This is a genomic window from Microbacterium sp. SL62, from assembly GCF_026672635.1.
Classification (GTDB): Bacteria; Actinomycetota; Actinomycetes; order Actinomycetales; family Microbacteriaceae; genus Microbacterium; species Microbacterium testaceum_A.
On record NZ_JAPPRM010000001.1, the window covers coordinates 2,359,489 to 2,378,903 of the forward strand.

Sequence of the window (19,415 nt, forward strand, 5' to 3'; positions counted from 1 at the left end):
GGTGGCTGAGCCCGCCGGGGGTCGCGGGGCCCGGACCCTTCGACACGCTCCGGGTCGTCGACCCGCAGGGTCCTCGTCGGCTCAGTCGCCCTTCGGCTGCTCGACCGTGCGGGGCGTCCCCTTCTCGTCGGCGACGTCGGCCGCGGCATCCTGAGGCCCGTCGACGGACGCGGGCTCGCGGCGGGCGGCGATGAGGCTGGCGATCGTCGCGACCGCCATCGACACCACGATCACCGCGAGAGAGACCCACGTCGAGATCTCGGGCGCCCACTCGATGGGCTCACCGTCGTTGATGAACGAGAGCTCGTTGACGTGCATCGCGTGCAGGATCAGCTTCACACCGATGAACGCGAGGATGAACGCGATGCCGTAGTGCAGGAACTTCAGGCGGTCGAGCAGGTCGCCGAGCAGGAAGTACAGCTGGCGCAGACCCATCAGCGCGAAGAGGTTGGCCGTGAACACGATGAACGGGCTCTGCGTGATGCCGAAGATCGCCGGGATCGAGTCGATCGCGAACAGCAGGTCGGTCACGCCGATCGCGACGAACACGATGATCATCGGGGTGAAGAGCTTCTTGCCCTTGACGCGTGTGATGACCTTCTTGCCGTCGTACGAGTCGCTCATCGGCAGCACGCGACGCAGCGTCCGCACGATGAGGTTCTCTTTCTGCGAGTCGTCGTCGTGGTCGTCGCCCGGGAACGCCTGGCGGATCGCCGTGTAGACCAGGAACGCACCGAACAGGTAGAAGATCGGGCTGAAGTTCTCGATGATCGTCGCGCCGACCAGGATGAAGGCGCCGCGCAGGATGAGCGCGATGATGATTCCCACCATCAGCACCTCCTGCTGGTACCGACGCGGCACCGCGAACTGCCCCATGATCAGCACGAACACGAAGAGGTTGTCGATCGAGAGGCTGTACTCGGTCAGCCAGCCCGCCACGAACTGTCCCGCGACTTCTCCCCCGGCGACGATCCAGAGGACGCCGGCGAAGATGAGCGCGAGGGTCACGTAGAACACGACCCAGAGCGTCGACTCTTTCGCCGCCGGGATGTGCGGGCGTTTGAGGATGATCAGCAGGTCGGCGACCAGGATCAGCACGAGCACGACGAGCGTGATCGTCTGGAAGAGGGGGTCGAGCTGCAGCTCCATCGCGGGGCCTTTCATCGGGGAAACGCTCGAGTTTATCCGCTCGCTCCCGCCGGGCACGGGGTTGTGCACCTAGTGCTCATAACGTGCGTACATCCGTGAGACGATCCGCTCGAGCCGGACACCTCTGAGTGAGAGAGTGCTTCCCGGGGCTCACCCGGAGAGCGGAACGGATGCCATGACCCACGGAGTCATCGACGACAGGGCCCTCGTGGCGCGCGCCGCCGGCGGGTCGGAGGTCGCGTATCGCGAGCTGTATCGGGCGTACGCGCGACCCGTGTACTGGATCGCTTTCGGTCTGGTCGGCGAGCCCGCGGACGCCGAGGACGTGGTGCAGGAGACGTTCGTGGTCGCTTGGCGGAAGATTCCGTCGCTGCGGCTGGAGGGCGAGTCCCTGTTGCCCTGGCTCGCGACCGTCTGCCGGTTGCAGGCGCAGAACCGACTGAGGGCGCGTCGTCGCCATGGATCGCACGCGGCGCTCGACGACGAGATCCCCTCGGCCGTCGACGTCGAGGCTCAGGTCGTGCAGGCGCAGACCGTGGCCGCGATCCTGGCCGCCGTCGATCGGCTCAGCGACCTCGACCGCGAGATCTTCCGCCTGTGCGCCGCCGAGGGCTACGGGTACGAAGCCGCCGCCGCCTCGCTGGGCGTGTCGCACGGGACCGTTCGCAACCGCCTCTCCCGCATCCGCTCCCGGGTGCGCGCCACCGCGATGGAGACGGAGACCCCATGACCACGCCCACTCTTCCCCCTCTCCCCGCCGACCGGATGGATGCCATCGAAGCCGCCGTCTTCGGCCGGATCGCCGACGAGCGCGAGCGCACGCGCCGCCGTCGTCGCGGGATCTGGACGGGCGCCGGAGCCGCGGCCGCCGTGGTCGTGGTCGCCGCGTTCGTCGGCCCGTCGCTGACCGCCACCTCGGGGTCCAGCGGATCGAGCACCGTCGTCGGGGCCGAGAGCCAGGGGCTCACGGACCAGTACTCGAGCGGATCCGCCCTAAACCCACCCGTCGCGCCGATCGCCCCGGGCGAGCAGGCCGCGGGGTCGTCCTCGTCGTCCGGGGCCGCCGCGGGAGACGCTGCGGCGCGCGACGCGGCGACCCGCGACATCGTCGCCACCGGCTCCAGCACGGTCGAAGTGGACGACATCGCCGCGGCGATCGACGCGATCGGCTCCGCCGCGGCCGGGGCGGGCGGATACGTCGAGTCGTCGCAGCTGGGCGGTGCGATCGGCGCGGTGCCGTACGAGGGCTCGGCGACCGGGCCCGCGGCATCCTCGGGCTGGATCACCGTGCGTGTCCCCGCCACCGCCCTCACGAGCACGATGGACGGACTGCGCCAGGTCGGAGTGATCACGGCCACGACCGTCAACCGCTCCGACGTCACCGAGCAGACGGTCGACCTGCGCGCGCGAGTCGCGGCCGGCGAGGCTTCGGTGGCGCGACTCACGGAGCTGATGGCGAAGGCGGGCTCGGTATCCGACCTGATCACGGCGGAATCCGCCCTGGCCGAGCGACAGGCGCAGCTCGACTCCGACCGTCAGGTGCTGCAGTCGGTCGAGTCCCAGGTCGCGATGTCGTCGCTCAGCGTGCAGCTCGACGAACGCTCCCCCGCCGTCGCCGCCGACCCCGCCGGTTTCGGCGACGGGCTCGGCGCCGGCTGGAACGGTCTGGTGGCCACGCTCAACGGCATCGTGATCGGCCTCGGCTTCTTGCTGCCCTGGATCGCCGTCGCGGCGGTGGTCCTCACGGTGACGTGGGGCGTGCGCCGGGCGCTGCGGCGCGGTCGCGAGGCGCGCGAAGGCTGAGCTGCAACGCTCAGCAGCCGCGGACCGACGGAAGGAGCCGGGGATCGGATGCCGGATCGTCTCGGCATCCGAGTCCGCTCGAGCGTCCGCGAGCTCCTTCTCCCCGGCCGCACCCACCACAACGACGAAGAGCTCCGACCATTCGGTCGAAGCTCTTCGTCGTGTTGGTGACCCCAGCGGGATTCGAACCCGCGTTACCGCCGTGAGAGGGCGGCGTACTAGGCCGCTATACGATGGGGCCGCGTCGCAACCGTTCAAGTATGCATCACGATTGACGCGCACGCAAAATCGAGGCCGAGCCGTCGAAATCCCGGGCGTGTCCGGCCACGGTACCGCGAGTTGGGCGCACAGGGAAGAGCCGTTAGACGCTGTTCACCCTTCGCGCCAGCGCTTGCCTCTCTCCCTCCGTCGGGAGTTGACTCGGAGCATGCGCCTCACGAAGCACGAACACGCCGCCCTGGTCCTCGTCGAATCCGGTCACTCGCTCGTGATCGATCCGGGCAGCTTCACCTCGCCGCTGGACAACCTCACGAACCTCGCGGGGGTCGTGATCACGCATGAGCACGCGGATCACTGGACGCCCGAGCACCTCACACGCCTGCAGAAGGCGCACCCGGGCGTGCCGATCTACGGACCCGAGGGCGTGAGCGAGGCGGCCGCGGGCTTCGAGGTCACCGTGGTCCACCCGGGCGACACCCTCGACCTCGGCCCCTTCCACCTCGAGTTCTTCGGCGGCAAGCACGCCGTCATCCACTCCTCCATTCCGGTGGTCGACAACGTCGGCGTCCTCGTCAACGACGCGGTGTACTACCCGGGCGACTCCTACGCGGTGCCCAAGCACAAGAAGATCGCCCTGCTCGCGGCCCCGGTCGGCGCCCCCTGGCTGAAGATCGGCGAGGTCATCGACTACGTCCTCGACGTCAAGCCCGAGCGTGTCTTCGCCACGCACGACATGACCCTGTCGGTCGCCGGCAAGCAGATGGGCGACGCGCGCCTCACCTGGGCCGTCGAGCAGAACGGCGGCTCGTTCGTCGATCTCAAGCCGGGCGACTCGGTCGAGGTGTGACGACCGCAGCGTGCCCCATCTCCTGAGAATGCGGCGAGCGTGCGAGCGGAGACCCGAGAGATCAGCATCGGTTCACGAGTTCTCAGGAGTTCCGCACCCCCTGAGGCCAAAAACACCGGATGCCACGAGCCCTGGGGCCGTGGCATCCGGTGTTCTGTGAAGGGTCGCTTACTGCGCGTCGAGGTCGGTCTCGAGAAGGGCGACGAGCTCGTCGAGCGCCTGCTCGGCACCCTCACCCTCGGCCTTCAGCGTCACGACGGTGCCGTGACCGGCGCCGAGGCCCATGAGCGACAGGATGCTGCCGGCGTTGAGGTCGGCACCGCCCTCGGCGGCGATCGTGACGGGGATCTTCTTCTCCTGCACGGCCTGCACGAAGAGCTTCGCGGGGCGGGCGTGGAGGCCCGAGGCGCTCGCGATGGTGGCCTGACGTTCTGCCATGGTGAATCCTTCCGATTCGACGGGGTGTTACGCGGCGACCGTGGCTGCGGGAGCAGCCTCGGTGACGGCGGCGTCCTGCGTGCTGCGGCCGATGCCCTTGAGGGCGACGACGATCAGCGCAGTCACGACGGTACCCGCCACGATTGCGAGGGCGAAACCCCAGAAGGGGTTGATCGCGAAGAAGACGAAGATGCCTCCGTGAGGTGCGAACGACTGCACCGAGAGCAGCATGCTGAGACCACCCGTGATGGCGCCACCGACCATCGACGCGGGGATGACGCGCAGCGGGTCGGCCGCGGCGAACGGGATCGCGCCCTCGGAGATGAACGAAGCACCGAGCAGCCACGCGGCCGCGCCGTTCTCGCGCTCGACCGGGGTGAACTTCTTGCGGGCGAGCAGCGTCGAGGCGAGGGCCATCGCGAGCGGGGGCACCATGCCAGCGGCCATGACGGCCGCCATGATCAGGTACGGGGTGGTGTTCGTCTGGGTCGCGGCGGCGAGCCCCGTGGTGGCGAAGACGTACGCCACCTTGTTGACGGGTCCACCGAGGTCGAAGCACATCATCAGACCGAGGATGACGCCGAGCACGATGGCTCCGGCACCGCTGGCGGCGAGCGAGGTCAGACCGTCGGTGAGCGCCGCCATGAGGGCCGCGATCGGACGACCGAGGAACAGGATCATGAGCCCCGAGGCGAAGATCGAACCGAGGAACGGCACGATGACCACGGGCATGAGGCCGCGGAGCCAGCGGGGCGCGTCGAAGCGACCGAGCCACCAGGCGATGAAGCCCGCGAGCAGACCACCGATGATGCCGCCGATGAAGCCGGCGTTCATGAGCACGGCGACGGCACCGGCGACGAAGCCGGGCGCGATGCCGGGGCGGTCGGCGATCGCGTAGGCGATGAAGCCCGCGAGCACGGCGACGATGAAGCCCATCGACGTGGCGCCGATCATGAAGGCGACCGACCCGAGGTACTGACCCACCGGGCCGAACGACGAGGTGATGTTCTCGGTCGGCAGGTCCCAGAGCGAGTTCTGGATGATGACGTTCGCGGCGTTCTTGGTGACTTCGTAGCCACCGAGCAGGAAGCCGAGCGCGATGAGCAGACCACCACCGGCGACGAACGGGATCATGTAGCTGACACCCGTCAGCAGCCAGCGCTGGATGCGGCGCCCCACCGACTGCTGCGCGACGGGGGCGTCCGGAGCGGATGCCGCGGCGCCACCGCCCTGCACGCGAGCGGCGTTCGGGTTCTCGCTGGCGGCGAGGGCCTCGGCGATGAGCTGCTTCGGCTGCTCGATGCCGCGCTTGACGCCCGCGCGGACGACGGGCTTGCCCGCGAAGCGCTGCGGCTCGCGCACGTCGACGTCGACCGCGAAGATCACGGCGTCGGCGTCGTCGATCACGCTCTGCGGAAGGGCCTTGTAGCCGCTCGAGCCCTGCGGTTCGACGATGAGCTCGACGCCCTCGGTCTCGGCGCCGGCGGCGGTGAGCGCGTCGGCGGCCATGAAGGTGTGGGCGATGCCCGTGGCGCACGCGGTGACGGCGACGATCTTCTTGGTTTTGGTGGCGGTGCGGGCCTCGGCGCGCGTGGCCGCGGGCGCTGCCGCCGCCGGGGCTGCCGCGGGTGCGGCGGCCGGGGTGATGGCAGCCGTGATGAGCGTCACGGCCTCGGCGGGCGTCTGCGCGGAACGCAGGCCCGACATGAAGTCGTTGTTCATGAGGCTGCGGGCCAGCTGTGACAGCACCGAGAGGTGAGCCTCGTCGGCACCCTCGGGCGCCGCGATGAGGAACACGATGTCGGCGGGTCCGTCGGGGGCACCGAAGTCGACGCCGGGCGTGAGCCGCGCGAAGGCGAGGGTGGGCTCGGTGACCGAGGCGCTGCGCGCGTGCGGGATGCCGATGCCGCCGGGCAGGCCGGTCTCGTCCTTCTGCTCACGCGCCCACGCGTCGTCGAACAGCTCTTGGGCACTGCGCGCGCGGCCCTGCGCGACGACGCGCTCGGCGAGAGCACGGATCACCGACTGCTTGTCGGTGCCCAGGGGCGCGTCGAGAGTGACGAGCTCCGGAGTGATGATGTCGGACATTGTCAGTGACCTCCGTGGTCAGGATGTTGCGATGGGGGTGGGGAATTCGGTGACGGCGATCGGCCCCGCGGGCAGATCGTCGGGGGTCGGCGCCTGCGTGCCGGGCAGAGTGGCGGCGGCCGCTCCGTAGGCGATGCTGCGCGCGAGACGGTCGGGCGCGGTCGCGCCCTCGAGGTCGGCGAGCAGGTAGCCGGCGAGCGAGCTGTCGCCCGCGCCGACGGTGCTGGCGACCTGGATGCGGGGGGCGCGACCGCGCCAGGTTCCGTCAGCCGTGAAGAGCAGGGCGCCGTCAGCGCCGAGGGTCACGAGGGCGGATGCCACGCGGCCCGGAACCAGCGTGCGTGCGCGGCGCGAGGCGGCGTCGTGCACGTCGTCGTCGGCTGCGGGGTCTTCGCCGACGAGTTCGGCGAGCTCCTCGTGGTTGGGCTTGATGAGGTCGGGGCGGGCGGTGGCGACGACGGCGCTGAGCGCCGGCCCGGAGGCATCGACAGCGATGAGCGGGGCGGCGGCGCCCCAGCGCTCGCGCACCGCGGCGATGAGGTCGGCGTAGAACGACACCGGCACTCCGGGCGGAAGCGAGCCGGCGAGGACGAGCCAGGTCGCGCCCTGCGACGCGGCGACGACGCCCGCGACGAGGGCGTCGGCTTCGGCCGCCGAGAGTTCGGCACCCGGCAGGTTGAGCTTGGTCGTCTCGCCCGCCGGGTCGGTGATCGTGAGGTTCGCCCGGGCCCGACCGGCCACCTCGATCGCGTCGAGGGCGATGCCGGTGTCTTCGAGGAGCATCCGGTAGGGGTCGTGGGCGTTGACCGGCACCACGGCGCGCGCGGGGGCTCCCGCGGCCGAGACGACGCGGGCGACGTTCACGCCCTTGCCTCCGGCGTCTTCGCGCGACGACAGGGCGCGCTGCACCTCGCCGGGCTGCAGGGCCTCGGACAGGACGACGGCGCGGTCGGCGGACGGGTTGGCGGTCAGAGTGACGATCATGCGACGCGCACCTCGATGTCGGCGGCCGCGAGGGCCTCGGAAAGGGCCGCCGGAGGGGCGGCGTCGGTCACGAGCACGTCGAGCTCGTCGAGTCGGGCGAAGCGGACGAGCAGCTCTTCACCGAACTTCGCCGCGTCTGCGAGGAGGACCACGCGACGGGCGGACTGGATGATGGCCGCCTTGACCGCGGCCTCTTCGGGGTCGGGGGTGCTGAGTCCGAAACCGGCGCTGAGACCGTTCGTTCCGACGAACGCGATATCCGGACGCAGTTGTCCGATCGCGCGGACGGTGTGCGCTCCGACCGCGGCCGCGGTGACGCCGCGCACGCGCCCGCCGATGGTGGTGAGCGAGAGACGCTCCTCTCCGGCGAGCAGGTGTGCGGCTTCGAGGGAGTGCGTGACCACCTCGACACCGCCGATGCCCGCTCCGAGAGCGGCGGGAAGGAGCGAGGCGACCTCGGCGGGGGTCGTGCCGGCGTCGACGAAGATCGAGCCGCGGAAGTCCGGTCCGAGCAGAGACACGGCTTCGGTGGCGATCGCGCGCTTGGCATCGCGGTGGCGCTCGCGGCGCTCGGTGAGGGGGGACTCAGCAGTGCTGGCGCGACCGATGTCGACCGCCCCGCCGTGGACGCGGCGCAGGGATCCGAGCGACTCGAGGCGGTCCAGGTCGCGGCGGACGGTCTCGGTCGTGACGTCGAAGCGGCGGGCGAGGTCGACGACGCTGACGCGTCCGACGTCGCGCAGTTCGCGCTCGATGAGCTGCTGGCGCTCCATTGCGTACACGGGAATCCCCTTCGAAGATTCCCACACGATACAACACGAAACCACACACGGCAACAGAAATGCGAACGGGGAAAGCAATCCAGCGACAGCGCGATTTGCCACACGAACGAAGAACCGCGACTCGGCCGCGCAGAAAGTGAGGCTATCCTTACCTTTGGTCCGCCGTCGGGCCGCTCGTTCCACGATCCCTACGGAGTTCCCGGATGCCACGCGCCCGCGCCCTCGCCTTCCCCCTCGTCCTGCTGACCGCCGCAGCCGCTCTGACCGGCTGCGGAGCGTCGGAGGTCGTTCCCGAAGCCTCCGCCACCTCGGCCGGAGAGGGCGCCACGGTCTACCCCCTGACGCTGGAGAACTGCGGGCGCGAGATCACGGTCGATCAGGCCCCCAGCCGCGTGGTCTCGCTCGACCAGGACTCCACCGAGATCCTGCTGTCGCTGGGGCTCCAGGACCGCATGGTCGGCACGGCATCCTGGACCGATCCTGTCCTGGACTCGCTCGCCGAGGCGAACGCCGCCATTCCCCGTTTGTCCGACAACGCCCCCTCGTACGAGGCCGTGCTCGGAACCGATCCCGATTTCGTCACCGCCTCGTTCGGCCGCCACTTCGCCCAGGGTGGCGTCGCCACGCGGGATCGCTTCGCCGAGACCGGTATCGCCTCCTACCTCTCCCCCACCGACTGCGACGGAGACGTGAGCTTCAACGCGGGCGGAAAGCGGACCACCCCGCTGACGATCGACGCGCTGTACGGCGAGATCCGCGACCTCGCCCGCGTCTTCGACGTCTCGGATCGCGGCGAGGCGCTGATCTCCTCGCTGCAGCAGCGGGCCGCCGCCGCGACCGAGGGCATCGACTTCGAGGGCCACAGCGTCGCCTTCTGGTTCGCCGACACCAAGACCCCCTACGTCGCGGGCGGATTCTCGAACGCCGCACTCCTGGCATCCACCACCAAGATGACCAACGTGTTCGCCGGGCAGACCGACGACTGGCCCGCGGTCGGGTGGGAGAGCATGGTCTCGGCCGACCCTGACGTGCTGGTGCTGGGCGACCTGCAGCGGGACCGCTTCCCGGGCGACCGGCTCGCCGACAAGATCGCGTTCCTCGAGAGCGACCCGCTCACCAGCACCATGACCGCCGTGAAGGAGAAGCGGTACATCGCGCTGCACGGCGCGGAACTGAACCCCTCGATCCGCTTCGTCGACGCGCTCGACAAGATCCGCGCCTGGTGGGACGAGAACGGGAGCACGCTCTGAGCGCGCCCGTCGTCTCGCGGGCCCGACTCGGTCGGGGTTCCGCGGGACTCGGCATCCTGCTCGCTCTCGCCGGCCTCGTCGTCCTGGTGATCTCGGTGGGTGTCGCGGTCACGCTCGGCCCCGCCGACGTGTCGCTGGTGAACGTGCGCGACGTGCTGCTGAACCACCTCGGTCTCGCCGACATCCCGGTCAAGGCCGCGAAGAACGCCATCGTGTGGGAGGAGCGTCTCCCCCGCGCCCTGGTCGCCGCCTGCGCCGGGGCAGGTCTCGCGCTCTGCGGGGTCGTCATGCAGTCGCTGCTGCGCAACCCGCTCGCCGAGCCGTTCGTGCTGGGCGTGTCGTCGGGGGCGTCGACCGGCGCGGTCGTGATCGGCGTGCTCGGGATCGGCGGCGGGGTCCTCGGCCTGTCGGGCGGAGCCTTCGTCGGCGCACTGGTCGCGTTCGGTCTCGTGCTGCTGCTGTCGCGCTTCACCTCGGGCGGTACCTCGGGCGTCATCCTGGCCGGTGTCGCCAGCACGCAGTTCTTCTCGGCGCTGACCTCTCTCGTCGTGTTCGCGGTCGCCGACAGCGACGAGACGCGGGGCGTGATGTTCTGGCTCCTCGGCTCGCTCGAGGGCATGCGCTGGGACAAGGTCGTCCTGTGCGCCGTCGTGGTCGTCGTCGGGGGTGCGGTGTGCCTGTTCGCGGCACGCGCCCTCGATGCCTTCACGTTCGGCGACGACGTGGCCGCCTCGCTCGGCATTCCCGTCGCCCGCACCCGCGTCGGGCTGCTCATCGTGACGGCCCTCATGACCGCGGCCCTGGTCAGCGTCGTCGGCGCGGTCGGCTTCGTCGGCCTCGTCGTGCCGCACGCCGTCCGCCTGCTGGTCGGCCAGCGTCACATGCGCGTGGTCCCGCTCGCGGCGGTCGTCGGCGCCGTGTTCATGGTGTGGGTGGATGCCGCGACGCGCACGCTCTTCGCTCCGACGCCCCTGCCGGTCGGGGTCGGGACGGCGATCGTCGGCGTCCCCGTCTTCGTCGCTCTGCTCGTTCGACGGAGGGGACGCGCATGACGCTCGAAACCCGCGAGGTGCGCTGGACGCGCGGGGGAACCCTCGTCGTCGACGGCGTCTCGCTGCATCCCGACCCCGGGACCACCGTGGGTCTGCTCGGGCCCAACGGCTCGGGCAAGTCTTCGCTGCTGCGCCTGCTGCAGGGCGCGGCGCGGCCGGACTCCGGCGAGGTCCTGCTCGACGAGCGGCCGCTGACGCAGTGGCGCCGCCGCGATCTCGCCCGCACGGTCGCGGTGGTCACGCAGCACGCCGAGACCGACGCCGACATCATGGTCCGCGATGTCGTGCGCCTCGGTCGCACTCCGCACCGCCCGATCTGGGGCGGGTCGACCAGCGGCGACGAGGAGGCGATCGCCGCGGCGCTCGAGCGGGTCGCCCTGACGGACAAGGCCGACCGCCTCTGGCACACCCTGTCCGGTGGAGAGCGTCAGCGTGCGCAGATCGCCCGCGCCCTGGCGCAGGAGCCCCGCGAGCTGCTGCTCGACGAGCCGACGAACCACCTCGACATCCGTCACCAGCTCGACGTGCTGGCATTGGTCGCTGCCCTGCCGGTGACGAGCATCATCGCCCTGCACGACCTCAACCTCGCGGCGACCTATTGCGACAGCGTGCTCGTCTTGCGCGAGGGCGCCGTCGTCGCCGCGGGAGCCCCCGCCGAAGTGCTCACGCCGGCGCTCATCGCCGAGGTGTACGAGGTGAGGGCGAGAGTGATCCCGGATGCCGAGACCGGGCGCTCCACGATCCTGTTCGACGGGCCGCTGGCATCCTGATCCCTTCCGTCCACCCTCTCAGGGGGCGATGACGGAGAGGGTGAAGCGGAGGGTCTTGCCGTCCGGGCCCGTGAGGGTGGCCGCCGTCTGACCGATCTCGTGCGGCAGGAAGCCGGGGCGGAACACCGAACCCTCGGAAGGCCCTCCCGGGGAGAAGTCGGCGATCGCCACGTCGGCCGTCGACCCGGTCCATTCGGCCTCGGTGCCGTCGGGGACCGCGAGCACGAGCGAGGTGCCGATCTTCACGGTCGCGTCCTTGCCGTCGAGGTCCTCGGGAGAGACGACCGTGGGGGCGAAGGCCTGGTCGTCCACCGACGCGGCGGGACTCGGAGCGTCCGCCGCGGGCGCGACGGGAGTGTCGGATGCCGCGGGCGCGCAGCCCGCGAGCAGGACGCCGGCCGTGACGACCAGGGCGAGCCGAAGAGCGAGGGAGCGCTTCACGAGGACCTTCTTCCGCGAGGAGGGAGACATCCTGCGTCCCCGCTCGGATGCTAACCCGCGAAGTCTTTGATCGCGCCGAGCGCGCCGGATTTAGTCGCCGAGAGGGATCTCGACCGAGGTCACCGAAGAACCGCCGAGGTCGAGCAGCCCGGGAACGGCCGCGGGGTGCTCATCGTCGGGCAGGAGTTCGGCCCGGGTCTTCGGCCGCGCCGGTTCGCCGGGGAGCCCGGCCCACTCGCTCGGTTCCTCGGGTCGCTGTACGAAGAGTCCCATGGAGCCATCCTCTCGCCGATCCGCCGTTCACGGCAGAGGGTGAGCTGTGAAGAAGGTTTCGATCAGGGTCGTCGCGTCAACGTGTTCGCCCGACCCCGGGGCGCCGGGCCACACGTGCCCTCCCCCGTCGATCCGGTAGTGCACGAGGGCGCCATGGTCCCGGCATCCCGTCCAGCTCTGCTTCTCGACCCCCGTGGAGACCGTCTCCGACCGTGGCTCGGGGGTGCACCCGTTGCGGGCCACGAGCTGCGACAGCCACAGCGTCACCGGAACGACCCCGGCGTCGTGGCGGGTGCCGCCGTCATAGGGGATGACGTCGTCCGCGGTGCCGTGGAACTCGATGACGGGGACCGGCCGGGCATCCGGGCACGGTGGGTTGGTCGCGGGGTACACGGCTCCCGAGACCACCGCGAACGCGGCGATGCGCTCGGGCAGAGCGCACGAGAGCAGCGAGACGAACCCTCCGCCATTGGACATTCCCGCCGCGAACACGCGCGCGGTGTCGATGCACAGACGCGATTCCACGTCGTCGAGCACCGCCGTGGTGAAGGCCACGTCATCGGCGCCGGACGAGTACGGCGCTCCTTGCCAGCCCGTGCCGACGGCGGAACTGGCGGGCTGAGGGTAGACGACCACCGCACCGCTGTCGTTCAATCCGACCTCGCGCTCGAGTTCGCCGACCGGCGCGCGATACCCGGCGAACCCCAGGATGAGCGGCGACGGTGTGGTGCCGTCGTGGCCGGCGGGCACGTGGACGTCGAAGAGGCGGTCCTCGCCCGCGACGGTCAACGACAGCCGTGTCGTCTCGCCCGAGGGGAGACTCGAAGCCGCGGCGCACGCCGACGTCGATGTGGGGCTGGCCTCTCGCGGAGCCGCGGGCGAGGCGCTGCAGCCCGCCATCAGCACGGCCACGAGCGAGACGACCACGAGAAAAGGGACGCGGGGGCGCATCCGGTCATCCTACGGTTCGCACCTCGATGGCCCGGAGCCGCTCACCGCCGCGGCGCGAGGTACGCGAAAGGCCCGGGATCTTCCGATCACCGGGCCTTTTCACAGAGCTGGGGTACCTGGACTCGAACCAAGAACAACGGAACCAGAAACCGCCGTGTTGCCAATTACACCATACCCCAATGGCTTCGAGCCGTAACTCGTGCCGAGGATCAATCTTACGTGACGCGGAGCCCTGCGCCAAACCGGCGCCCCGCTCGGCGCGTCCCGGGCGCGTCCCGGGTGACTCGTCGCCAGCCGCGCCGACGACGGAGGTTCGCTCACCGATCCGCGTCGCATCCTCTGCGTCGGGCGCCGCCGCGCGCTCGAGAACGCGCGATCCCCGCGACCGGAAGGCCACGGGGATCGGGGGGCGTCTCAGCCCAGGTGCGAGACCAGCGCCTCGAGGCGGCGGATCGACTCGGCCTTGCCGAGCAGCTCCATCGATTCGAACAGCGGCGGCGAGATGCGGCGGCCGGTCAGCGCGACGCGCGGCGGGCCGTAGGCGACGCGGGGCTTAAGCCCGAGCTCTTCGACGAGGGCCGTCGACAGGGCCTCCTGCACGGCGGCGGCAGTGAAGTCGTCGACACCCTCGAGGGCACGAACGGATGCCGCGAGCACCTCCGCCGCATTCGCGGGCAGACCCTTGAGCGCATCCTCGGCGTAGTCGACCTCGGACACGAAGAGGAAGCCGAGCATGCCGGGGACCTCGCCCAGCAGCTGCACGCGCTCCTGCACGAGCGGAGCCGCCTGGGCGATGATCGCGCGGTGCTCCTCGCTGGGCTGCTCCGCGATGAAGCCCGCCCCCGCGAGGTAGGGGACGATCCGGGTCGCGAAGTCATCGGCATCCAGCATGCGGATGTGATCGCCGTTGATGGCCTCGGCCTTCTTCTGGTCGAAGCGCGCCGGGTTCGGGTTCACGTCGGCGATGTCGAAGGCGGCGATCATCTCGTCGAGCGAGAACACGTCGCGGTCGCTCGCGAGCGACCAGCCGAGCAGCGAGAGGTAGTTGAGCAGGCCCTCGTGGATGAAGCCCTTCTCGCGCTGCAGGAACAGGTCGGCCTGCGGGTCGCGCTTGGAGAGCTTCTTGTTGCCGGTCTCGCCCAGCACGAGCGGCATGTGGCCGAAGCGCGGCAGGAAGTCGGTGACGCCGGCGTCGAGCAGCGCGCGGTACAGCGCGAGCTGACGAGCGGTCGAGGGCATGAGGTCTTCGCCGCGGATGACGTGGGTGATTCCCATGAGCGCGTCGTCGACGGGGTTCACGAACGTGTAGAGCGGGATGCCGCCGGCGCGCACGATCACGAAGTCGGGGAACGACCCGGCCGGGAAGGTGACCTCGCCGCGGATGAGGTCGACGAAGGTGAGGTCCTCGTCGGGCACGCGCACGCGCCACGCGGGCTCGCGACCCTCGGCGCGGAAGGCGGCCTTCTGCTCGTCCGTGAGGTCGCGGTCGAAGTTGTCGTAGCCGAGCTGTTTCGCGCGGCCGTTGGCTTCGTTGCGCGCGTCGATCTCTTCGGCGGTCGAGTAGCTCTCGTACACCGCCCCCGCGGCGATGAGCTTGTCGAGCACCTCACGGTAGATCTCGTGGCGCTGCGACTGTCGGTACGGAGCGTGGGGTCCGCCGACCTCGACACCCTCGTCCCAGTCGATGTTCATCCACCGCAGCGCCTCGAGGAGCTGCTGGTAGCTCTCCTCGCTGTCGCGGGCGGCATCGGTGTCTTCGATGCGGAAGACGAGCTTGCCGCCGTTGTGCCGGGCGTAGGCCCAGTTGAACAGGACGGTGCGGATGAGACCGACGTGCGGCAGCCCCGTGGGTGAGGGGCAGAAGCGGACGCGAACGTCGGCGCCGGTGGCGGTCGTGGTGCGGGGATCGGGCGTGGCAGACATCCCCTCGATCCTACCGGCGGGCGGTGTCGCTTCCCGAGTGCCGGAGGTGATCGGCCAGCACCTCGCCCATGACCTCCAACGCCGCTCCGACCGCGGGCACGTGCTCGGCCCCCCGCGCGGTCACGACGTGCAGGGTGCGCGCCTCGGCCGCGGGCAGTCGAGGAGCCGCGATGCCCGCGAGCATCGGGAGCGATGCCACCGCCATCCGCGGCAGGATCGCCATGCCGACCCCCTGGGCGACGAGGTTCTCGACAGCGATGAAGTTGTCGGTCTCGAACGCGATGTCGGGCGTGAACCCGGCCCGGCCGCACGCTTCGAGAAGGTGCCCGCGGCACTGCGGGCAGCCGGCGATCCATCGCTCCCCCGCGAGCTGCGACAGGTCGATGGGGTCGTGCGCCGCGGCCGGGTGGCCGGTGGGCACGACCACGACGGTGTCGTCGTCGCCGATGAGTCGGGACGAGAGACCGGATGCCGCGGACTCGAGATGTTCGCGCCGATCGCCGGGGTAGCTGTAGGTGAGGGCGATGTCGGCACGGTTCTCGCGCACGGCGGCGATGGCCTCGGGCGGCTCGGCTTCGACGAAGCTGATCGAGACGCCCGGGCGGCGCGCGGTGACGGCGGCGATCACGCGCGGCACCACGGTCGACGATGCGGAGGGGAAGGCGGCGATGCGAACCCGGCCGGCGCGAAGTCCCCGGAGCTCGGCGAGATCCCCGGCTGCGGCGTCGAGGGCCGTGGTCACGGCGGCGGCGTGACGGGCGAGGATCGACCCGGCCTCGGTGAGACGCACGCCTCGGCCGACGCGTTCGACGACCGGCATCCCGGCCCGTCGTTCGAGCCGCCGCAGTTGCTGGCTCACCGCGGGCTGGCTGTAGCCGAGGGCTCGGGCGGCGGCCGTGATCGACCCGGTGTCGGCGATGGCTTTGACCACCCGCAGGGCGTTCGCGTCGAGGGAGTCGTCGATGTCGACCATGAGCATACATAAGCAGACGTGATGGTTTTCATGCAACACCTGTTCTGGTGCAATGACACGCGCGGCGAGATCCTGGGTTCATGAGCAGCCTCGCATCGCACTTCGCCGGCGGCCGCGACTACCTCGCAGCCTGCACCCTCGGCCTGCCCTCGCGCGCCACGGTGGCCGCGGTCCGCGCCGACCTCGAGTCGGCGGCATCCGGTCGACCCGACGTCGTCGCTGCGTCCCTGGCCGTCGAAGAGGCTCGAGCCTCGTACGCGCGTCTCGTGAGCTCCCCGGTGAGCGACGTCGCGATCGGCTCGCAGACGTCGGTCCAGGTGGCGCTGCTGGCCGCCTCGGTGCCCGACGGCGCCGAAGTGCTGTGCGCCGAGGGCGACTTCTCGTCGCTCGTCGCCCCGTTCGCCCACGCGGGCCGGGGCGTGCGACTGCGCACGGCTCCCCTTCGGGAACTCGCCGCCGCCGTCTCCCCCGACACCTGGCTCGTCGCCTTCTCGCTCGTGCAGTCGGCCACCGGAGAGGTCGCGGATGCCGCGGGCATCGCCGCCGCGGCCGCCCGCGCCGGAGCGCGCACCCTGTGCGACCTCACCCAGGCCGCGGGGTGGCTCCCCGTCGACGCGACCATGTTCGACGCGACGGTCTGTCACGCCTACAAGTGGCTCTGCTGCCCCCGCGGCGTGTCCTTCCTCACGATCACGCCCGCGTTCGCGAGCGAGATCCGGCCCGTGCAGGCCGGGTGGTACGCGGGCGACGACCCGTGGTCGTCCTGCTACGGCACGGGCGGCACCCTCGCCGCCGATGCCCGCCGCTTCGACGTCTCGCCCGCGTGGCAGGCGTTCGTGGGGGCCGCCCCCGCGCTCGCCCTGTTCGCCGACACCGACATCACGGCGACCTACGCGCACGTGACGGGCCTGGCGGCACGCTTCCGCGAGGGCCTCGGCCTGGAGCACCCCGAGCGCCCCTCGGCGATCGTCACCTGGCCGGATGCCACGGGTGAAGCCCTCGCCCAACTGACCGCCCACGGGATCACGGCGTCGGGGCGCGCGGGTCGAGCCCGCGTGGCATTCCACGGGTTCAACGACGAACTCGACGTCGACCGGGCTCTGCACGCGCTCGGCGTCCGCGGCGGCGAGGACCTCTCGGCCTTCGACGGCTTGGTCTACGCGATCTGAGGCGCCCCACGCCCGTCGGCTCACCCGGCGGCGCGTTGACGCGTGAGCCACCGAGGACCGTCACGAGGACAGGGCTCGAAGCGACACGCCCCGTGCCTCACGCGGCGGGTATCGGCCGGCGGGACCCGACGACGACCGCCCCCGCGCACACCAGCGCGACCGGCACGAACGCCCACAGCGCGAGTCCGCCGTAGCCGACGAGGCCGAGGATGACTCCGGCGAGCACGGAACCCACCGCCGCGCACGCGGTCATGAGGGTGTCGCTGCGGCCCTGACGTCGAGGACGCAGGGCGAGGGGTGTGGCTTCGGTCAACAGCGCGGAGCCCGCCACGGTCGCCGCGCTCCACCCCAGCCCGAGCAGAACGAGGGCGACGAGGACTCCGCCCTGCGTGTCCGAGAAGGCGGCGGCCACAGCGAGCGATGCGGCCAGCAGCACCTGCCCCAGCAGGATCACGGGGATCCTCCCCCACCGGTCCGCCAGCCCGCCGAACAGCGGCGACAGCCCGTACATACCGAACACGTGCAGGGCGATCGTGACGCCGACGGCCAGGGTCACGGCATCCGGAGCGACGATGTGCGAGAGGTGCACCGGAGTCATCGCCATGACCGACGCCATCGTGACGTGCGAGGCCGCGACCGCGAGCATCGCGAAGCGGGCGGTCAACGGACGATCGGCCTCGGGGGCGGGAGCGGTGGCGGATGCCGTGCGCTCGCGGTCGAGGCGCTGGGCGAGCAGCAGCGGATCCGGGCGCAACACGAGCACGTACAGCCCGAAGGCGCAGACCTGCGCGGCGAACGAGAACAGGTACGCCCCCGTGAGCGGAGGCATGCCCACGCTCGCGCCGATGAGCTCACCCGGTGCCAGGAGCAGGGGCCCGACCACACCGCCCACCGTCGTCGCCCACACCACGGTCGCCAGGTCGCGCCCGCGGCGCGAGGTCGTGGAGAGGTCAGTGGCGGCGAACCGCGACTGCAGGGTCGCCGCGTTGCCGGCGCCGATCAGGGCGATGCCGACCAACAGCAGGGGGAACGCGCGCAGCGCCGCCGCGGTGATCACGACCGCGATGCCGAGGAGCGCGGCGATGTTGCCCGTCGTCAGGGCGACACGCCGACCCCGGCGGCCGGCCAGTCGAGCGAGCGGGATCGCGGTGAGCGCCGCGCCCAGGGTGACCGATGCCGTCGCGAAGCCCGACAACGCCTCCTGACCCGACAGATCGGCGGCCAGCAACGCCCCGAGCGACAGCGTCGCCCCGAACGCGACACCCGTGAGCACCTGCCCCGCCGCGAGCACCCGCACCGTCCGGCGCTGAGTGGCGGCGAAATCGACGCCCGCGGGCGTCGGGATCTCAGGCATCTCGCGCGGTGTTGCGCAGCACCCCGATGCCGTCGATCTCGACCTCGACGACGTCGCCGGCGTCGAACGAGCCGATGCCCGCCGGCGTGCCGGTGAGGATCAGGTCGCCCGGGAGCAGGGTGAACACGGCGCTGGCGTAGGCGATAAGGGCGGGGATGTCGTGGATCATGTCGGACACGGGGCCCTGCTGACGCACCTCGCCGTTCACGCGCGTCGTGATGGACGCGGCCTTCAGGTCGAGGTCGGTCTCGATGACGGGGCCGACGGGGCAGAACGTGTCGAAGCCTTTGGCGCGGGACCACTGGCCGTCGGTGGCCTGCAGGTCACGAGCAGTGACGTCGTTGGCGACGGTGTAGCCGAAGATGTACTCGCCCGCGCGCTCGGCGGGGACGTTCTTGGCGATGCGACCGATGACGACGGCCAGCTCGCCCTCGTAGTCGGTGCGCGAGCTGAGCTTCGTCGGGCGCACGATCTGATCGTTCGGGCCGATGACCGAGGTGTTGGGCTTGAGGAACATCAGCGGCTCGGCGGGTGCATCCCCGCCCATCTCGGCGGCGTGGTCGTGGTAGTTCTTGCCGATGCAGACGACCTTCGAGCGCGGGATCACCGGGGCGAGCAGCGCGACCTCGGACAGGGGGATGCGCTCCCCCGTCGTGTCGAATCCGGCGAACATCGGGTCTCCGGCGAGCACCACGAGCTCGCCGTCGTCGACGATCCCGTAGCGAAGGGCATCCTGGTGGCTGAAACGAGCGATCTTCACCGTGCCAGCCTATCCGCGGCCTCCGACACGCGCGGGGCCACCCCCGGTCCCTCTCCCCGGGTGAAGTCGCCCCTCGCCGAGAAACACGGGCGGCACGCGTTTCAGCGCGCGCGTCGCGTTCATGCGTGGATCACGGGGCGCTCGGGCCGCGGATGGGCTGCGACCCCCGCACTCGCGACGGAGGGGCCC

The 19,415-nt window shown here is 70.9% G+C and carries 19 protein-coding genes and 2 tRNA genes; 7 read left to right on the plus strand and 14 right to left on the minus strand.

The genetic code is table 11. The annotated features are described in order from the left end of the window. Positions 1–81: 81 nt before the first annotated feature. Positions 82–1,149: a TerC family protein gene (locus OVA26_RS11335; RefSeq protein WP_268104918.1), complete on the minus strand. Its 1,068-nt coding sequence runs from the start codon at positions 1,147–1,149 to the stop codon at positions 82–84. Positions 1,150–1,324: 175 nt separating this feature from the next. Here OVA26_RS11335 and OVA26_RS11340 point away from each other — a divergent pair, with 175 nt between their 5' ends. Together OVA26_RS11340 and OVA26_RS11345 are read left to right on the plus strand one after the other, a co-directional pair. Beyond that, positions 1,325–1,879 carry an RNA polymerase sigma factor gene (locus OVA26_RS11340; RefSeq protein WP_268104138.1) on the plus strand — a complete coding sequence of 185 codons (555 nt, stop codon included), beginning with the start codon at positions 1,325–1,327 and terminating at the stop codon, positions 1,877–1,879. After that, positions 1,876–2,952: a DUF4349 domain-containing protein gene (locus tag OVA26_RS11345; protein ID WP_268104139.1), complete on the plus strand. Its 1,077-nt coding sequence runs from the start codon at positions 1,876–1,878 to the stop codon at positions 2,950–2,952. Before OVA26_RS11340 ends, OVA26_RS11345 begins: the two co-directional genes overlap by 4 nt. A 165-nt stretch (positions 2,953–3,117) precedes the next feature. Here OVA26_RS11345 and OVA26_RS11350 read toward each other — a convergent pair. Continuing rightward, a tRNA-Glu gene (locus OVA26_RS11350) sits at positions 3,118–3,193 on the minus strand. Positions 3,194–3,379: 186 nt separating this feature from the next. Between OVA26_RS11350 and OVA26_RS11355 the strand changes: the two genes are divergently transcribed. Further along, on the plus strand, positions 3,380–4,018 hold the full coding sequence (locus OVA26_RS11355; protein ID WP_268104140.1) for an MBL fold metallo-hydrolase: 639 nt from the start codon (positions 3,380–3,382) through the stop codon (positions 4,016–4,018). Positions 4,019–4,186: 168 nt separating this feature from the next. On the opposite strand, the gene OVA26_RS11360 is transcribed toward OVA26_RS11355, so the two are convergent. Genes OVA26_RS11360 through OVA26_RS11375 form a run of 4 tightly spaced genes read right to left on the minus strand, consistent with a single transcriptional unit; the run spans position 4,187 to position 8,310 of the window. Further along, positions 4,187–4,456: an HPr family phosphocarrier protein gene (locus OVA26_RS11360; RefSeq protein WP_056230686.1), complete on the minus strand. Its 270-nt coding sequence runs from the start codon at positions 4,454–4,456 to the stop codon at positions 4,187–4,189. 27 nt (positions 4,457–4,483) lie between these two features. Next, positions 4,484–6,544 carry a PTS fructose transporter subunit IIABC gene (locus OVA26_RS11365; protein ID WP_074695128.1) on the minus strand — a complete coding sequence of 687 codons (2,061 nt, stop codon included), beginning with the start codon at positions 6,542–6,544 and terminating at the stop codon, positions 4,484–4,486. Positions 6,545–6,562: 18 nt separating this feature from the next. After that, positions 6,563–7,528, minus strand: coding sequence for a 1-phosphofructokinase family hexose kinase (locus tag OVA26_RS11370; protein ID WP_074695129.1), 966 nt, complete (start codon positions 7,526–7,528; stop codon positions 6,563–6,565). Beyond that, positions 7,525–8,310 (minus strand): DeoR/GlpR family DNA-binding transcription regulator, encoded by a 786-nt coding sequence (locus OVA26_RS11375; RefSeq protein WP_074695130.1) that lies wholly within the window; start codon positions 8,308–8,310, stop codon positions 7,525–7,527. The genes OVA26_RS11370 and OVA26_RS11375 overlap by 4 nt, the downstream gene beginning before the upstream one ends. 203 nt (positions 8,311–8,513) lie before the next feature. Here OVA26_RS11375 and OVA26_RS11380 point away from each other — a divergent pair, with 203 nt between their 5' ends. Genes OVA26_RS11380 through OVA26_RS11390 form a run of 3 tightly spaced genes read left to right on the plus strand, consistent with a single transcriptional unit; the run spans position 8,514 to position 11,382 of the window. Then, the gene (locus OVA26_RS11380) at positions 8,514–9,560 is read left to right on the plus strand and encodes an ABC transporter substrate-binding protein (protein ID WP_074695131.1); all 1,047 of its coding nucleotides are present in this window, start codon (positions 8,514–8,516) and stop codon (positions 9,558–9,560) included. A gap of 53 nt (positions 9,561–9,613) precedes the next feature. After that, on the plus strand, positions 9,614–10,612 hold the full coding sequence (locus OVA26_RS11385; RefSeq protein WP_256335561.1) for a FecCD family ABC transporter permease: 999 nt from the start codon (positions 9,614–9,616) through the stop codon (positions 10,610–10,612). Then, entirely contained in the window at positions 10,609–11,382 is a 774-nt protein-coding gene (locus OVA26_RS11390) for an ABC transporter ATP-binding protein (RefSeq protein WP_074695133.1), read from the plus strand. The genes OVA26_RS11385 and OVA26_RS11390 overlap by 4 nt, the downstream gene beginning before the upstream one ends. Before the next feature lie 18 nt (positions 11,383–11,400). On the opposite strand, the gene OVA26_RS11395 is transcribed toward OVA26_RS11390, so the two are convergent. The 6 genes from OVA26_RS11395 to OVA26_RS11420 all read right to left on the minus strand — a co-directional run bounded on the left by OVA26_RS11395 (position 11,401) and on the right by OVA26_RS11420 (position 15,943). Then, positions 11,401–11,823, minus strand: a complete 423-nt coding sequence (locus OVA26_RS11395) for a hypothetical protein (RefSeq protein ID WP_156371727.1) — start codon at positions 11,821–11,823, stop codon at positions 11,401–11,403. A 90-nt stretch (positions 11,824–11,913) separates the two neighbouring features. Next, positions 11,914–12,096, minus strand: a complete 183-nt coding sequence (locus OVA26_RS11400) for a hypothetical protein (RefSeq protein WP_056230670.1) — start codon at positions 12,094–12,096, stop codon at positions 11,914–11,916. A gap of 27 nt (positions 12,097–12,123) precedes the next feature. After that, positions 12,124–13,047 carry an alpha/beta hydrolase family esterase gene (locus OVA26_RS11405; protein ID WP_056230667.1) on the minus strand — a complete coding sequence of 308 codons (924 nt, stop codon included), beginning with the start codon at positions 13,045–13,047 and terminating at the stop codon, positions 12,124–12,126. A 107-nt stretch (positions 13,048–13,154) separates the two neighbouring features. Then, positions 13,155–13,226: transfer RNA gene (locus OVA26_RS11410), tRNA-Gln, on the minus strand. Between the two features lie 235 nt (positions 13,227–13,461). Continuing rightward, entirely contained in the window at positions 13,462–14,970 is a 1,509-nt protein-coding gene (gene gltX, locus OVA26_RS11415) for a glutamate--tRNA ligase (protein WP_268104141.1), read from the minus strand. 10 nt (positions 14,971–14,980) lie between these two features. After that, the gene (locus OVA26_RS11420) at positions 14,981–15,943 is read right to left on the minus strand and encodes a LysR family transcriptional regulator (RefSeq protein WP_268104142.1); all 963 of its coding nucleotides are present in this window, start codon (positions 15,941–15,943) and stop codon (positions 14,981–14,983) included. A gap of 80 nt (positions 15,944–16,023) precedes the next feature. On the opposite strand from OVA26_RS11420, the gene OVA26_RS11425 reads away from it, so the two are divergent. After that, the gene (locus OVA26_RS11425; protein ID WP_268104143.1) at positions 16,024–17,112 is read left to right on the plus strand and encodes an aminotransferase class V-fold PLP-dependent enzyme; all 1,089 of its coding nucleotides are present in this window, start codon (positions 16,024–16,026) and stop codon (positions 17,110–17,112) included. A gap of 97 nt (positions 17,113–17,209) precedes the next feature. Here the strand turns inward: OVA26_RS11425 and OVA26_RS11430 are convergent, their stop codons facing one another. Together OVA26_RS11430 and OVA26_RS11435 are read right to left on the minus strand one after the other, a co-directional pair. Further along, positions 17,210–18,466, minus strand: coding sequence for an MFS transporter (locus OVA26_RS11430; protein WP_268104144.1), 1,257 nt, complete (start codon positions 18,464–18,466; stop codon positions 17,210–17,212). Beyond that, entirely contained in the window at positions 18,459–19,226 is a 768-nt protein-coding gene (locus tag OVA26_RS11435; protein WP_268104145.1) for a fumarylacetoacetate hydrolase family protein, read from the minus strand. The genes OVA26_RS11430 and OVA26_RS11435 overlap by 8 nt, the downstream gene beginning before the upstream one ends. Positions 19,227–19,415 lie beyond the last annotated feature (189 nt).

Bases quoted from the DNA above. Each gene is read 5' to 3' on its own strand.
- OVA26_RS11335 (WP_268104918.1), bottom strand. From the start codon at position 1,149: ATGGAGCTGCAGCTCGACCCCCTCTTCCAGACGATCACGCTCGTCGTG.
- OVA26_RS11340 (WP_268104138.1), top strand. From the start codon at position 1,325: ATGACCCACGGAGTCATCGACGACAGGGCCCTCGTGGCGCGCGCCGCC.
- OVA26_RS11345 (WP_268104139.1), top strand. From the start codon at position 1,876: ATGACCACGCCCACTCTTCCCCCTCTCCCCGCCGACCGGATGGATGCC.
- OVA26_RS11355 (WP_268104140.1), top strand. From the start codon at position 3,380: ATGCGCCTCACGAAGCACGAACACGCCGCCCTGGTCCTCGTCGAATCC.
- OVA26_RS11360 (WP_056230686.1), bottom strand. From the start codon at position 4,456: ATGGCAGAACGTCAGGCCACCATCGCGAGCGCCTCGGGCCTCCACGCC.
- OVA26_RS11365 (WP_074695128.1), bottom strand. From the start codon at position 6,544: ATGTCCGACATCATCACTCCGGAGCTCGTCACTCTCGACGCGCCCCTG.
- OVA26_RS11370 (WP_074695129.1), bottom strand. From the start codon at position 7,528: ATGATCGTCACTCTGACCGCCAACCCGTCCGCCGACCGCGCCGTCGTC.
- OVA26_RS11380 (WP_074695131.1), top strand. From the start codon at position 8,514: ATGCCACGCGCCCGCGCCCTCGCCTTCCCCCTCGTCCTGCTGACCGCC.
- OVA26_RS11390 (WP_074695133.1), top strand. From the start codon at position 10,609: ATGACGCTCGAAACCCGCGAGGTGCGCTGGACGCGCGGGGGAACCCTC.
- OVA26_RS11400 (WP_056230670.1), bottom strand. From the start codon at position 12,096: ATGGGACTCTTCGTACAGCGACCCGAGGAACCGAGCGAGTGGGCCGGG.
- OVA26_RS11405 (WP_056230667.1), bottom strand. From the start codon at position 13,047: ATGCGCCCCCGCGTCCCTTTTCTCGTGGTCGTCTCGCTCGTGGCCGTG.
- gltX (WP_268104141.1), bottom strand. From the start codon at position 14,970: ATGTCTGCCACGCCCGATCCCCGCACCACGACCGCCACCGGCGCCGAC.
- OVA26_RS11420 (WP_268104142.1), bottom strand. From the start codon at position 15,943: ATGGTCGACATCGACGACTCCCTCGACGCGAACGCCCTGCGGGTGGTC.
- OVA26_RS11425 (WP_268104143.1), top strand. From the start codon at position 16,024: ATGAGCAGCCTCGCATCGCACTTCGCCGGCGGCCGCGACTACCTCGCA.
- OVA26_RS11430 (WP_268104144.1), bottom strand. From the start codon at position 18,466: ATGCCTGAGATCCCGACGCCCGCGGGCGTCGATTTCGCCGCCACTCAG.